This window comes from Sinorhizobium americanum (genome assembly GCF_001651855.1).
GTDB classification, from domain to species: Bacteria; Pseudomonadota; Alphaproteobacteria; order Rhizobiales; family Rhizobiaceae; genus Sinorhizobium; species Sinorhizobium americanum.
Window position 1 is genome coordinate 374,307 of the sequence record NZ_LNQC01000049.1, and the last position, 13,398, is coordinate 387,704.

17 protein-coding genes are annotated in these 13,398 nt (G+C 64.9%); 9 read left to right on the forward strand and 8 right to left on the reverse strand.

Annotation, left to right across the window (positions count from 1 at the left end; translation table 11 throughout):
• From ATC00_RS12625 to ATC00_RS12660, 8 genes are read right to left on the reverse strand one after another with little or no spacing between them, the layout of a single operon-like run.
• Positions 1-483, reverse strand: coding sequence for a hypothetical protein (locus ATC00_RS12625; RefSeq protein WP_064253013.1), 483 nt, complete (start codon positions 481-483; stop codon positions 1-3).
• A complete protein-coding gene (locus tag ATC00_RS12630) occupies positions 480-1,826 on the reverse strand; it encodes a FliI/YscN family ATPase (RefSeq protein ID WP_064253014.1) in 1,347 nt (448 codons plus the stop codon). The genes ATC00_RS12625 and ATC00_RS12630 overlap by 4 nt, the downstream gene beginning before the upstream one ends.
• Positions 1,823-2,428 carry a FliH/SctL family protein gene (locus ATC00_RS12635; protein ID WP_064253015.1) on the reverse strand — a complete coding sequence of 202 codons (606 nt, stop codon included), beginning with the start codon at positions 2,426-2,428 and terminating at the stop codon, positions 1,823-1,825. The genes ATC00_RS12630 and ATC00_RS12635 overlap by 4 nt, the downstream gene beginning before the upstream one ends.
• The gene (locus ATC00_RS12640) at positions 2,425-3,096 is read right to left on the reverse strand and encodes a hypothetical protein (RefSeq protein ID WP_064253016.1); all 672 of its coding nucleotides are present in this window, start codon (positions 3,094-3,096) and stop codon (positions 2,425-2,427) included. Before ATC00_RS12640 ends, ATC00_RS12635 begins: the two co-directional genes overlap by 4 nt.
• Positions 3,093-3,893, reverse strand: a complete 801-nt coding sequence (gene sctJ, locus ATC00_RS12645) for a type III secretion system inner membrane ring lipoprotein SctJ (protein ID WP_064253017.1) — start codon at positions 3,891-3,893, stop codon at positions 3,093-3,095. Before sctJ ends, ATC00_RS12640 begins: the two co-directional genes overlap by 4 nt.
• The gene (locus ATC00_RS12650) at positions 3,890-4,318 is read right to left on the reverse strand and encodes a hypothetical protein (protein WP_064253018.1); all 429 of its coding nucleotides are present in this window, start codon (positions 4,316-4,318) and stop codon (positions 3,890-3,892) included. Before ATC00_RS12650 ends, sctJ begins: the two co-directional genes overlap by 4 nt.
• Before the next feature lie 31 nt (positions 4,319-4,349).
• Complete coding sequence (locus tag ATC00_RS12655) at positions 4,350-4,538, reverse strand: hypothetical protein (protein ID WP_064253019.1); 189 nt, start codon at positions 4,536-4,538, stop codon at positions 4,350-4,352.
• Positions 4,535-5,203 (reverse strand): hypothetical protein, encoded by a 669-nt coding sequence (locus ATC00_RS12660; RefSeq protein ID WP_064253020.1) that lies wholly within the window; start codon positions 5,201-5,203, stop codon positions 4,535-4,537. The genes ATC00_RS12655 and ATC00_RS12660 overlap by 4 nt, the downstream gene beginning before the upstream one ends.
• Before the next feature lie 369 nt (positions 5,204-5,572).
• Here ATC00_RS12660 and ATC00_RS32915 point away from each other — a divergent pair, with 369 nt between their 5' ends.
• The 9 genes from ATC00_RS32915 to ATC00_RS12700 all read left to right on the forward strand — a co-directional run bounded on the left by ATC00_RS32915 (position 5,573) and on the right by ATC00_RS12700 (position 13,374).
• Positions 5,573-5,734 carry a hypothetical protein gene (locus ATC00_RS32915; RefSeq protein ID WP_162843162.1) on the forward strand — a complete coding sequence of 54 codons (162 nt, stop codon included), beginning with the start codon at positions 5,573-5,575 and terminating at the stop codon, positions 5,732-5,734.
• 122 nt (positions 5,735-5,856) lie between these two features.
• Positions 5,857-6,765, forward strand: coding sequence for a SctD/MshK family protein (locus tag ATC00_RS12665; RefSeq protein ID WP_064253021.1), 909 nt, complete (start codon positions 5,857-5,859; stop codon positions 6,763-6,765).
• A gap of 23 nt (positions 6,766-6,788) precedes the next feature.
• Positions 6,789-7,163 carry a hypothetical protein gene (locus ATC00_RS12670; protein ID WP_037381843.1) on the forward strand — a complete coding sequence of 125 codons (375 nt, stop codon included), beginning with the start codon at positions 6,789-6,791 and terminating at the stop codon, positions 7,161-7,163.
• Entirely contained in the window at positions 7,160-7,498 is a 339-nt protein-coding gene (locus tag ATC00_RS12675; RefSeq protein WP_064253022.1) for a tetratricopeptide repeat protein, read from the forward strand. Before ATC00_RS12670 ends, ATC00_RS12675 begins: the two co-directional genes overlap by 4 nt.
• Positions 7,495-9,642: a type III secretion system export apparatus subunit SctV gene (gene sctV / locus ATC00_RS12680; RefSeq protein ID WP_064253023.1), complete on the forward strand. Its 2,148-nt coding sequence runs from the start codon at positions 7,495-7,497 to the stop codon at positions 9,640-9,642. The genes ATC00_RS12675 and sctV overlap by 4 nt, the downstream gene beginning before the upstream one ends.
• An 82-nt stretch (positions 9,643-9,724) precedes the next feature.
• A complete protein-coding gene (locus tag ATC00_RS12685; protein WP_064253024.1) occupies positions 9,725-11,068 on the forward strand; it encodes a type II and III secretion system protein family protein in 1,344 nt (447 codons plus the stop codon).
• Positions 11,058-11,489, forward strand: coding sequence for a hypothetical protein (locus tag ATC00_RS12690; RefSeq protein WP_064253025.1), 432 nt, complete (start codon positions 11,058-11,060; stop codon positions 11,487-11,489). The genes ATC00_RS12685 and ATC00_RS12690 overlap by 11 nt, the downstream gene beginning before the upstream one ends.
• A gap of 53 nt (positions 11,490-11,542) precedes the next feature.
• On the forward strand, positions 11,543-12,340 hold the full coding sequence (locus ATC00_RS12695) for a tetratricopeptide repeat protein (protein ID WP_082912264.1): 798 nt from the start codon (positions 11,543-11,545) through the stop codon (positions 12,338-12,340).
• Entirely contained in the window at positions 12,337-13,374 is a 1,038-nt protein-coding gene (locus ATC00_RS12700; protein ID WP_064253027.1) for an EscU/YscU/HrcU family type III secretion system export apparatus switch protein, read from the forward strand. The genes ATC00_RS12695 and ATC00_RS12700 overlap by 4 nt, the downstream gene beginning before the upstream one ends.
• Positions 13,375-13,398 lie beyond the last annotated feature (24 nt).

A 13,398-nucleotide genomic window follows, 5' to 3' on the forward strand; every position in this document is an offset into this window, starting at 1 on the left:
CTACCGCTTCCTGCCCGGGTGACGGATCGCCTCTTCGTCCTCGATCTCGGTGGCGAGATCGGAGCGCTTCTTTTCCTTTCGCTGCTTCTCCCCGGCGACGATCAGGATCCGGTCATGCAGCTTCTCTTTGCGCCGATACTCGGCTGCAAGCTCTTCCCTTTTCAGGGCCTCCTGCCTTTCTTGCCGTTTCGCGTCGTGGCTGTGCTCCTCCAGTTCGCGGGCGCGGTGGGAAAGGTCGGATAGCGCGCCGCGATATCGCTCGAGGTCGCGATGATCGACGGGACCTTGAGCGAGATTGGTGTAGAGGGTCTGCTCTTCCCGCCGGCGCTGTTCCTCATGCGCAAGGTTTTCAGCCTTCGCCGCTTCCAGCGCCCGGACGGTTTGGTCATGCCGGTTGTGCTGGCGCTGGGCCTGTTCCGCGGCCCGTCGCATCCGCATCGCCCTCAATTCGACGAGCTGCCGCAAATCGCCTTTCCGGGTCACGCAGCCAACCTCTTCATGTGTTCGATGGTCGCTTCAAGCGACGAAAACTCCTCGCTCGTCTGCCGCAGGAAGGCTTCGATCGCCTCCCGCTTGTCGATCGCATCATCGGTGAGTGAGTCCGCGCCGCGTTCGTACTCACCGACCCGCAGCAAGAGCTCGATCTCCTGATAGCGGGCAAGCAGCGTCCGGATATGGGCCGCATCGTCCCGGTGCGTCCTGCCGGCGACCGTTTCCATCAACCGGCTGCGGCTCTTCAGGATATCGATCGCCGGGAAGAAGTTGCGCTCGGCGAGATCGGAACTCAGCACGATATGGCCGTCGAGAATGGCCTTGGTCTCTTCGGCGACCGGGTCCAGCGCGCCGTCGCCTTCGGTCAGCACCGTGTAAAGTGCGGTAATCGAGCCGCCTTGTCCCGGTCCGGCGCGCTCGAGCAGGCGCGGCAGGGCGGCAAAGAGCGACGGCGGATAGCCACGGCGCGTCGGAGGCTCGCCGGCCGCAAGGCCGATCTCCCGCTGCGCCCGGGCGAAACGGGTGACGCTGTCCATCAAGAGCAGGACGTCGCGTCCCTGATCGCGGAAATACTCGGCGATCGCGGTTGCGGTATAGGCCGCCTTCACCCGTTCGATCGCCGGCCGGTCGGAAGTCGCGACGACGACGACCGAGCGCCGGCGCCCCTCTTCGCCGAGCTGCGCTTCGATGAATTCCCGCACCTCGCGGCCGCGCTCGCCGATCAGCCCGACGACGATGACGTCGGCCTGCGTGCCGCGGACGATGGCGGAAAGCAGCGAGGACTTGCCGACGCCGGGCTCGCCGAAAATGCCGATGCGCTGGCCGCGCGCCACCGTCAGCAAGCCGTCGATGGCCCGGATGCCGAGTTGCAGCGGCTCGGTGATCAGGTCGCGCTGGAGCGGATGCGGCGGCGGCCGATGCGTCGGGTAATAGGTGTCGGTGACGACCGGAGTTCTCCGCCCGTCGGGTAGATCCAGGATTTCGCCCAAGGGGTTGAGCACCCGACCGAGGAGGTCGTCGCAGACGGGGATTTGCAGGGTCCGGCCGGTGGCGATGACCTCAGCGCGTGTCGACATGCCGTCGAGGTCGCCGATCGGCGTCAGCACCGCCTCCTCGTCCTCGAAGCCTACCACCTCCGCCGGTACCGTCGCACCGGACACGGGATCGCGGAGATGGCAGAGTTCGCCAATCCGCACCATCGGCGCGGTCGCGTGGACGATGATGCCGGTGATCCGGCGGACGCGGCCATGCACCGGCCGCGTTTCGCTGCCGAGCGCGCGCTCGCGCAGCCTCCGGACAAGGTCGCCCGGATCGGCCAAGAAATGCTCGTTCATGCGGGTAAATCCGTGCGGCTGGATCGGGCGCCGAGCAGCGCCTCGCGGATCACCGAAAGCTGGGTGTCGAGCCCGGCATCGACCACGGCCACGGCGTTGGCGAGAACGCATTTGCTGCCGTCGAGCCGCGGATCGGCGAGGACGGCGATCTTCAGCGTGCCACTGTCGTTTTCCCGATGCACGAGTTCGGTGACGCGTTCGGCAAGCGCCGGAGCAACGGTGATCGTCACCTCACGCTCATGCTGGAACGACTGCAGCGCCTGCAGCGCCAGCCTCGCGACGAGTTCGGCCTGATCGAAGCGGCCGATCAACTTCTCGACGACTGCCAGGCTGAGCTCGGCAATCTGCCGGTCGAGCCCGGCCATATAGGCATTGACGTCTGCGGTGGTTTTCAGGAGCAGCGCTGCCGCCTGGCGTTCTCCGTCGAGCCGGCCGGCCTCGTAGCCCTCCCTCCTGCTCTCCTCGACGATGGCGCGCACCTCCGCGCGCTGCCGGTCCGCCTCGGCCTTCGCTGCCTCCAGGAAGGCGAAGCCTGCGAGCCAATGCTCTGCTTCCGCCTGCCGGAGAATTTTCCTGGTGGGGCTTGGAGGGAGCTCGTTCATCCGGCCTCCTTCGCCATCGCCTCGATATTCTTGTCCTGCATGAGGCGCCTGACGATCGCCGCACCCCGCTCGGCATCGCTCTCCTGCAGAAATGCTACGTCTTCGTCGGTCTCGTCGCGAAGGCGCAGCCAGGCCGCCAGCGGCTGCGGCAGGGAGGCCTGCCAGCTTGCCCAGCATTTGCGGCCGTCGGTTTCGATCGCCTGCATCAGGTGATCGCGGTCGCTCGGCGGCGCGTGGCCGGCGGCGAGGTCGCGGTTGTGGATGGCGAGCTGAAAGGCGGCGTCGCCGATCCGCGATTTCATCTCGGCGACCTCCCGGCTGCGGATTTCGCCGGCCAGCACATGGCCCCAGAACACAGCGCCGGCCACATGGCTGTAGTGCTCGATCCGTTCGGGCGGCAATGCGAGCAGCTGGAGGTCCCCTTCTGCCGGGCGTGGACAGGAGAATGGCTCGGGAAGGCGATACTTTTCGCCGAGCAGGCGTGCGAGCGGCCGCTGTACCCGGGCGGACTGCTGCAGTCGCGCGGCTGTTTCGAGGGAGATCGCCTCGTCATAGGCATGGACGATATGGCGGGGTTGAACGAGGCGGGCCGGAGCCGTCTGGAAGATTGCCCAAACGTCCCGCGGCACGGCATCCGCCGAACCCTCTGCCGGAAAAGTTTCCTTCATTTCGCCGGCCCGTAGGGTTGCAGCGGATAGACTTTCCGGCGCCGGCTCTGCTTCCGCCACGCCAGATAGCCGAGGCAGCCGACCGCCGCGACGAGGCCACCCAGAAGGCAGCCGAAGATCAATCTTGCCTTGGCGACACTCGCCGGCAGCATCCAGATCCCCAGGAAGGAGGTCAGCTCGGCAGCCCCGGCCGGTTCGCTACCCCGCTGGCTGGCGACCGGCACGACCGAGACCTTCTCGTAGGTGAGGCCCGATATGCTGTTGGCGACCAGGGTCTTGATCCGCGGGATCAGCGGATTGACGTCGAGATCGGCCTCGTGTCGGATGAACACGGAAGCCGAGGCCGGGATGGCGTTGCGCTGCAGCGGGTCGTTGTCGGGCAGGACGACGTGGACGCGGGCCGATAGAACGCCGTCGATTTCGGAAACCGTGCGGGACAGCTCTTCGCTCAGCGCATAGATCATCTGGGCCCGTTCCTGCACCGGCGAGGCGACAAGCCCCTCCTGCTGGAACACCGTGCCGAGCGTCGCAAACTTCTCCTTCGGAAGACCCGCCATGTTGAGCACGGTCACGGCCTGCGAGAACTGATCCTCGTCGACGGTCACCGTCAGCTTGCCGTCCTTCTCAACGACGCGGCCCGCCGCGATGCCCTTCGAGAGCAGCGTGGCGACCATCTCGTTCGCCTCGCGCTCGTCGAGATTGGTATAGAGGTCGACGCTACAGGCCTGCAGCGACAAAGCCACCACCGCGAGCGCCAGTCCGCGCCCAATTGCCGGGAACCGCCGCAAGGTCGTCATTGACCCTTGGTGAGCGTCATCGTCGCGCTGGTGAACTGCGTCGGAGCCCGGACGACCATCTGCGTCTCGATCGCATGGTCGAAAATCCGCCCCAAGGTTTCGACAAGCCGTCCTGCGTCGCTGTCGGGCGTCCGGGCGGCACTGGCTGCGCCGCTCGGCGCGCTCGGAAGGAAGGACGGCGCCGTCAGCGATTTGCCCGGCTCGGCGAGAAGAGTGCTGCCATTGGCAAAATTCCCGGCCCGCTCGACAAAGCCCTTCAGGTTGTCGACGATCGTTCGGCCGAGATCAGCCGGGCTTGCGCCGTGCGGCAGGCTCCCGGCATTGAGCGCCGCGTGCTCGAACAGGCCTTGCGACGTGATGGCGACCGAATCCTGCGGCGCAGGGGAGATGGCGAAGGCATTCTCAACTGGTGGAACAACCGTCATGGCTGCGTCTCCTGTCGCATGTAGGGGTGGACTATTCCTCGTCGGCCAGCGCTTCGTTCAGGACTTCCTGGGCGATCTTCATCATTTCCTGCGCAATCAATTGCCCGCCGCCGCTTGCAACGGCCTGCTGCAGCGCCTCGTCGAACCGGGCCTGAGACGGGTCCGCATTCTGTGTCTGCGTGGCCGCCTGCGCTGCAGTCGTGGCTACCGAACCGGTCATCGTCGATCTCCTCCCGAGGGGGTGCTTGCATTGGAATTGGTGTCGGAGTTTGCGGCGGTCTGGCGATCCCTCTCGACCAGATCCGCCGTCACCTCGTCGCGCTGCCCACCGCGAAAGATCCGCACCCGCGGATCGTCGGTTTGTGTCGCCGGCGGCGGCTGAACGGATGCCGCCACCTGCTTCACCATCGCGATGAAGGGCGGCGGCCCGGAAACGCGAAGCGCCGGCGCATTGGCGGTGGCGCGCACCGAAAAGCGGCCGTCCATGAGATCGAGGCGCTCGATCTCGTCGATGACGGAGCGGCCGTTCGCCCGGCCTATACCGATGATCTCAGTCGAGAACTCGTCGCTGGTATTGATGTGCAGGATCGATCCGTCGAAATACCAGATCAGGCCGTTGGCCTGCGTCAGCCTGTCGAGGAAGCCACCTGCCGTCGCGGCGCGGATTTCGCCGCGCACCTGCCCGCGGATCCTGTCGGAGAGGACTACGGGAATCGACAGATTGCGGCCGAATTCCTTCAGTGCGTCGCGAACATCCTGGTCGATCAGGACATAGCTGTATCGGCTGTCATACCACCGCGGCGCCTCCGCGAAGGCAAGCCCTGTGGTTGCTATTGTAGTGATAGCAAACAGACAGAGCCTCCCCGTGAGCATGACCATCTTCATGGCAAACGTTCCGATTGTCCGCGTCGAGCGGCTGAAAGCTATAACAGTAGATCGGAACGCGCAACTCGGAGTTGGGCAAATTCGATGCCAACGATGAGCGCTAAACAAGCGATGTCTGGAAGGTATTATGAAATAAACTATATCGTCGTGTTATAATACAATGAACAACCGATTTGGCCGCGATTCAATCGTTTAATATCACGAAGAATTACATATTGAAATATTATGTGATGCTCTCGGAAATTGTCATTCCGGAACTTCGACCTTAACCATTGCTGCGCCCGATGGAGGGTAGTCGACTCGATAAGGAAAGCATGCCGGCAGCGTGAGCCGCACTCCCAAGCCGGCCGAATTATCAAGGAGAAGACAATGGCAGTTTCCGGTGTGGGCGGTACGCAAACCTCGGACAATTCGATCCAGAAAATGACGGACGCCTTTGACAAGGCGATTGAGAAGTCCGCCAAGATCACCGAAATCACGACCGAAAAGAAGGTCGCGCTCGACGCCGCAAAGCAGCGTCCGAACGGCTAAGATAGCCCGAAGGGCGGCCTTGGGCCGCCCTTCATCCATTTGCAAGGTTTCTGACTTGGACCGGGCCGTGCTTTGTGCACGGCGTCGGTGTCTCGGCTATCCGCGAGCGAGGTGATGATTCCATGGCATCCAATCTGGTCTTGAGGAATTCGGCCGCGCCATTGACGCTCGATGTCCTTAAGGGCGTTCACAGCGGCGTCTGTCTGCCGCTGGAGAAGGGCGCCTATCTGATCGGCTCCGGGGCCGATTGCGATCTGATGCTCAGCGACCATGACGTGTCCGCGCAACACGTGCGTCTGCAGTTTGCGGGATCCGAGGTGATGATCGAGGCCCTCGGCGCCGATCTCGTGGTGGGCGACACGACCGTGCCCGTCGGGCACGGGCTTCAGGTTCCGGTGCCGGTGACCGTTACGCTCGGCAGCGCCAGCCTCAGCCTTTCCCGGCCGGTGCGGGAAGCAGCCGGTCGAAAGGCGGAAAAGTCCTCGCGGGCAAGCTGGATGCTCGGCGGCGTGGCCGCCTTTTCGCTTCTGACCATAGCGGCGGTGCAGGCGGGGGTCGCGGAGGTCGATCATCGGCCGTCCGTCATGGGTCTCGACAGCAAGACGGTGACGACCGGGACGATCGCTTCCTCGGCTCCCTCGCCGCAGGATGTCTCGGCGGCGCTTGCGGCACGGCTTGGCGAAGCCGGCCTGTCGGACCTGAAGATCGAGGCCGACGGCACACGGCTTTCCGTTTCCGGTGATGTCGATGACGCAGGCCGCAAAAGCTGGGGCGAGGTCCAGGCCTGGTTCGACCGCAGCTACGGCACGAATTATGTCCTGACCAGCCTGGTCGATGAGGCCGCTCCGCAGAGCGCCCCGAAGTTCCACCTGCAGGCCGTTTGGTTCGGCGAGACACCCTATGCGATCAGTGCCGACGGGGCGCGGCTCTACAAGGGGGCTGCCCTCGAGGACGGCTGGTACATCAAGGATATCCGCGACGGCAGCCTGACGGCGGCGCGGCAGGGCGAAGAATTCGTCCTCCGCTTCTAAAGGCCTGACGGGAGGGCAGCAAGATGAGCATCGAGGTCCGCCGTCACGACAATCGCAGCCGCGGCCAGCCGAGTGCGGTGTCGTTGCGACCGGAGGCGGCCGGACGGGCGCAAACGCAGGAGTTCGACGCGCGGCTGCTGCAGTCGATCCGCCAGGCGCGCCAGAAGATGCCGGCCGGCAATGTCCGGACCGGCGCGGCCGAGCGGGCGAGGCTCTCGAACGCCAGCCTGTTCGACCTGTCGCGTTCCCAGGAGATCCTCACCTACATCGTCCGGGAGGTCTTGCCCGGACTGGATCTCGACGAGGATATCGCCAAGCTCACCGCTTCGATGCTGACCGACGAGATTGAAAGCCGACGCGATCTCCAGCACCGGCTCATGCAGGCGCAAAGCAGTTGACGCAGCGAAACGCCGACAGCCTCGAATTCCTTCATGCGCTCGGCTCGCTCTACTGTCGCGCCGGCCACCACGAGCGCGGCATGGTGTTCCTTCTCCTTGCGGCGAAAATGGCGCCGGACGATACCGCCGTGTTGCATTCGCTGGCCGAGGCATTCGCCGAGACCGGCGCCGGCCCGCGCGCGATTGCCGCCATCGATCGGATCGAGGACATTTCCGAAGCCATCGACCTGGCCCTCCTTCAACGGCTGAGGAGCAAGGCACAGTGGTTCAGCGGCGAGAAGCATCGAGCCCGCGAAGCGTTCGAAGCCTATCTTCGGGCGAGGGCGGCGGAATGAGCGCGATCGCCACGGTCAACCAGTTCGCCAGGGCGGCATCCCGGCGGTCGGATATCGTCATCGCTGCCGTGGTGATGCTGGCGATCACCATGATGATCATTCCGATGCCGACCGTGCTCGTCGACGTGCTGATCGGCTTCAACTTCTTCTACAGCCTGCTCATTCTCGTCGGCGCGCTTTATATTTCGAGCCCGGCGCAATTCTCCTCGCTGCCGTCGATCATCCTGCTCGGAACGCTTTTCCGGCTGGCCCTGGCGATCACCACGACGCGGCTGATCCTGACCGATGCGGACGCCGGCCAGATCGTCGCGGCGTTCGGCTCCTTCGTCGTCGGCGGCGACGTGCTGGTCGGGCTCATCGTCTTCCTGATCATCACCGTCGCCCAGTTCGTGGTGATCACCAAAGGCGCCGAGCGCGTTGCCGAGGTGGGCGCGCGCTTCGCCCTCGACGCGATGCCGGGCAAGCAGATGAGCATCGACAACGAGGCGCGCAGCGGCGACATCGACCAGCAGGAGGCACGCCGCAGACGCGACGACCTCGAGCGCGAAAGCCAGTTCTACGGCGCCATGGACGGCGCGATGAAATTCGTCAAGGGCGACGCGGTGGCGGGATTGATCATCATTGCGATCAATCTCATCGGCGGGCTCACCATCGGATCCTTGCAACGCGGGCTGACGGTCGGCGAGGCAGCGCATACCTATTCGCTACTGACGGTCGGCGACGGCCTCATCTCGCAGATACCGGCGCTGATGATGGCGGTGGCGGCAGGGGCGGTGGTGACACGGGTGCCGTCCGGCCGGGGCCCGCAGGACCTGAGCTCCGAAATCCTCGGGCAGCTCGGTGCGAGCGATCGCGCGCTGGCGCTGGCGGCGGCGATCCTCTTCGGCTTCGGGCTGGTTCCGGGCTTTCCGCTCGTCGTCTTCTGGGCGCTCGCCGGCGTGGCCGGACTGCTCGCCTATGCGGCGCGCAGACGACAGGCGGAGGACGAGGTTGCAGGGTATTCGCCGCGCCGACGCGAAACGCCCCGACCGGTTCGGACCGGCGGACGGGTCGTCGATCATATAGCCGGCAATCTGCCGGGTGCCGGCACGCGCACCGGAATGGCAGAAAGGCTCACTCTGGTCATGGGGGAGGGGCTTGGCGAGCATCTGCCGGAGTTGTTGTTCACCGAACGGACGGAAGGCCTCGCCGAGGCGATCCTGGAAGACCTCGGCATTTGCGTTCCGGCGATCGGCCGGCTCACGGATCCGCGCCTCGCTCCGGGCGAGTTTCGCATCGATTTCGAGGGCGTTCCCGTCGTCGACGGTGCGCTTCCGCTCGACCAGCTGATGGTCTGGGAGGAAACCGTCGATCTCGACATCATGGCGATCCCCTATGTGACGCAGCCGGACCTGATGGGGTTGAAGCTCGTCTGGGTCGAGCGTTCCCAGGCGGCAGCCCTCGACGCTGCCGGCGTCGGCTATTGCGAGCCGGCAGACGTGGCGCTGACGCTCATGGAACGCGTATTACGCCGCTATGCGCCCGAATTCATCGATGCGCAGGCTGTACGAGCGCTTCTCGGCCGGCTGGAGGAGCCGTTCGGCGATCTGATCAAGGAGGTTCTGGAGGCGGTATCGGTGCAGAAGCTTGCCGACGTGCTGCGCAGGCTGATCGAGGAAGATGTCCCGATCAGCAATATGCGCATCATTCTCCAGACGGTTGCCGAGCGCGCCTCGCAGATCCAGAACCTGCAGGCGCTGACCGACCATGTGCGGGCGAGCCTCGGGCGGCAGATTTGCTTCCGGCTCGCCGACGGGAACCGGATCGTATCGGCCTATCTTCTGACACGCCCCTTCGAAGACGAGCTCAGGGCGGCGATCGAGCAGAGCAGCGGTCCGGCCGGCACCGTTCCGGAGCGCCTGGCGGCGCCGATCCTCAAGGAGCTCAAGAAGCGGCGGGAGCAGGCGGACGCGCAGTCGCGCACCGCGATCCTGACCTCGATGGACCTTCGCCGGCACGTCCGAAACCTGCTGATGCGCCACGACGTCCCTGTCGCGGTTCTGTCCTACCAGGAGATCGCTGCGGAGTTCAACGTTCAGTGCCTCGGCTATATCGCGCTTCCGGTCTCCGGGGTGCCGGAACTCGAAGGCGACGGTCGCGCATGAGGTCGCCAGCGGAAACCATCGAGGAGAATTCATGTCTTGCTCGCGCGGGGGCGCGGGGCGAGGGGAACGAATAGGGAGTGGAATGCCAGACTTGCAAAGCCTTCGCTTCATCGCGACGGGGAAACTCTTTCTGTTTATTTTGCTGACCGCCCTTGCGGTCCATTGTGCGCTCCGTTCGGCGAGCGCGCAGGTGAAGGTCGATGCCATCAACGGCCAGGTTCTGGAACTGACCGTCGGCGAAGGCACGATCCTCCGCTTCGACGAGCCGGTCGAGTCGGTCTTTCTTGCCGATACGGCGATCGCCGACGTGCGCGTCGTCTCGCCCGGCGTCGTCTATATCTACGCCACGAAGACCGGCGACACCAACCTGATCGCACTGAGCGCCGATCAGATGACGCGCGGTACCGTCCAGGTCCGGGTCAGCGGCAATGCGAGGGCCGCTGAGCAGTCGGCGCTGGCACTGCAGCCGACGACGAGGGTCGATATCAGCCTGTTCGGCGGTCAATATGTCGGCACCGGCCAGACCCGCAATGTCGGCGAGGCGATGGACATGGAAAGCGTCCTGCAGAGCTATTCGACGCCCGACAGGCCGGCGCTCAACAACACGACGATTGCCGGCGCGAACCAGGTCAATATTCGCGTCCGCTTTGCCGAAGTCGCTCGCAACGAGTTGCCGCGCTTCGGTATCGACTGGAGCGTCTTCGTCAACAGCGGGTCCTTTTCCTTCGGCATCGTCCGGACCGGCGGCGCCAGCAATGAGGACGATACCGGCATTGCCATCGGCGCGCGGGGCGACAATGTGAACGTCAACGTCCTGCTCGACGCGCTGCAGGCGAACGGCATCCTGACCATCCTAGCCGAACCCAATATCACCGCCGTCACCGGCCAGACCGCGAGCTTCCTGGCGGGCGGCGAAATTCCCGTGCCGGTGCCGGCCGGCGACGGCCAGATCGGCATCGAGTACAAGCAGTTCGGCGTGTCGCTGCAATTCACGCCGACGCTGCTGCCGAACAACCGCATCGCGCTGCAGGTCCGCCCCGAGGTCAGCAGCGTCTCGCAGGATAGCGTCGTTTCGATCGCCGGATTGGTGGTGCCTTCGCTGCGCATCCGCCGGGCGGACACGACCGTCGAGGTCGGCAGTGGCCAGACCTTTGCGATCGCCGGCCTGTTCCAGCGGCAGGAATCGCAGACGCTGAACAAGACGCCCGTCGTCGGCGACGTGCCGATCCTCGGCGAATTGTTCAAGTCGAAGCGTTTCCAGCGCAACGAGACGGAACTCGTCATCCTGATCACCCCCTATCTGGTGACCCCCACCTCCGAGCGAAGCATGAAAACGCCGCTGGACAGCCCCGCCGGTGCCATTACCTCGCCGCGCAAGAAGGCAAAGCCCGCGGTCAACAAGGGATACGGCTTCTATGTCGAATGATCCTCTTTCGGCAGTGGCGGGGGCCACGACGCTGATCGCCGGCCTCATCGCCCTGGCGGGCTGCAGCGGTTCGCATCCGCAGCCCTATTCTCCCAATTACAGCCATCTCTCGATGCACGGCGCGCCGGCCAAGGGCGGCCTCGTTCGCAAGGGCTACGACACGACCGCCAACGAGGTGCTGGTGCCGGATGCCTGCATCACACCCGATACGGCCGACCAGCCGCTCTATCTGCCGCCCGGCTGCGCCAACAACCTCAATCTGCAGCTCATGGCTGCGGATCAGCGGCACCTGCTTAAAGGGCGCGAAATGGGACCGGCGATGGCAGCTCCCGTGGCGCGGGCGGCGAAGGACTACATCGACGGCTACGGGGACGAAGGCCGCCGACGCGGCACCGCGGCCAATGAGACGGGGGTCGAATGAAAACGTGGTGGAATCCGAATTCCGGACGGTGTCGGCATGCTGTGGGATCGGGGATGGGCATCGTCGTCGCGCTCCTGGCGCTTTCGGCCTGCACCACGGTTCCTGCCGATAAGGAGAAGGACAAGCAGGCAAGTGCCCAGACGAAGCTGTTGAGCGTCGCCGAGAGCATCGAAGCGAAAGGCGAAAGCGCGACGGCGCTGGCGCTTTATGAACGTGCCGCCGTCAATGCGCCGAACGATGCGTCGATGCGGGTCCGGCTCGGCAATGCGCGCCTCAAGGCCGGCGACGCCGAGGCGGCCGAGGAAGCCTTCCGCGCCGCTCTCGAGATCAATCCGAAGGACCCGGATGCGCTGCTCGGGCTGGGCACCGCCCAGCTGCAGAAGGGCGAGGCGGAATCGGCGGCGCGAAGCCTGGCACCGGCGGCCGAGGCGCTGAATTCGGTGGTGGCCTACAATCGGCTGGGAACGGCACTCGTCTTCAGCGGCAATGGAGGGGCGGCCGAGGGAGCCTTTTCGAGGGCGCTCGCGCTGCAGCCGTCCAACCTCGATACCGCGACGAACCTGGCGCTGGCCGAAGCGCTGTCGAACAATCTCACGCAGGCGGTGACGCATATGGCGGGCGTCGTAGGCTCGCCGCTCGCCGAACGGCGGCATTTCGTCAACTACCTGATCGTTCTGACCATGGCCGGCGAAACGGAGAAGGCGCGTTCCGTTGCCGTGCCTGAGATGTCCGCGAGACAGAAAAGCCAGATCCTCGCCAAGGCGGCGAAGCTGCGTTCCATCCCGGACGTCGCCCGGCGCGCCCAGGAGATCGGCCTGCTGGCGGCGTCCAGGAACGACGGCGTCACATGAGCGAAACGAGCGAAGAGAAAACGCTTCCGGCTTCGGAAAAGAAGATTCGGGATGCGCGCCGGAAAGGTCAGGTGCTGCATAGCCCGGACATGGTTTCCGGCATCGTGGTGCTGTTTTCCACCCTGTTTCTCTTCTATGTCACACCGCAACTCCAGCTCAAGATCGACCTGCTTCTGGACGAAGCGTCGCAGATCTACGCGCGCCCCTTCGCCGATGTCTGGTACCGGCTGAGCGCGATTGCCGGGGATGCGCTCTGGACGACGGTGCTGCCCATCCTCGGCATCTCCATCATCGCCATTCTTGCCACCAATGTGGCGATCACCAAGGGCTTCGTCTTTTCGGCCAAGCCGCTCGAGCCGGATTTCAACCGCATCAATCCGGCCTCGGGGTTGAAGCGGATCGCGTCGTTGAAGAGCGTCGTCGATTTCGGCAAGGCGCTGTTCAAGATCCTTGTGCTGTCCTTCGCCTTCGCCGTCGTCTTCCATGCGGGATTGGGAGCGCTGTTCCAGTCGCCGACCTGCGGCTTTGCCTGCCTGCACGCGACGTCGCTCTCCATGCTGAAGACCATCGCGTCGATCGCGATCGCTGCCTTCATCGTCATGGGCGTGGTGGATGTCTTCCTGCAGCGCTGGCTGTTCCTGCGCGAAATGCGCATGACCCGCTCCGAGAGCAAGCGCGAGCACAAGGACACGGAAGGCGACCCGCTGATCCGGCAGGAGCGCCGCAAGCTGGCGCGCCTCTCTGGAACGACGAGGACCGGTCTTGCGAGCGCCGTACTGCTGATCGGCAAGGAGCCGTCGGTGTCGGTCGGGATTCGCTACGTCCGCGGCGAAACGCCCGTGCCGATCGTCGTCTGCCGGGCGCTCGGTCCGGCCGCCTCTTCGATGCGGGCGCAGGCGAGAAGCCGGGGCATTCCCTTTCTCGCCGACGCTGAACTCGCCGCCGAACTCGGCAAGACGCCCATCGGAGCGCCAGTTCCCGACCGGCTCTTCCAGGAAGTGGCGAATGCGCTCGTCGCCAATGGTTTGATTTGAACGCCCGCAACGTCCGAGGAGATT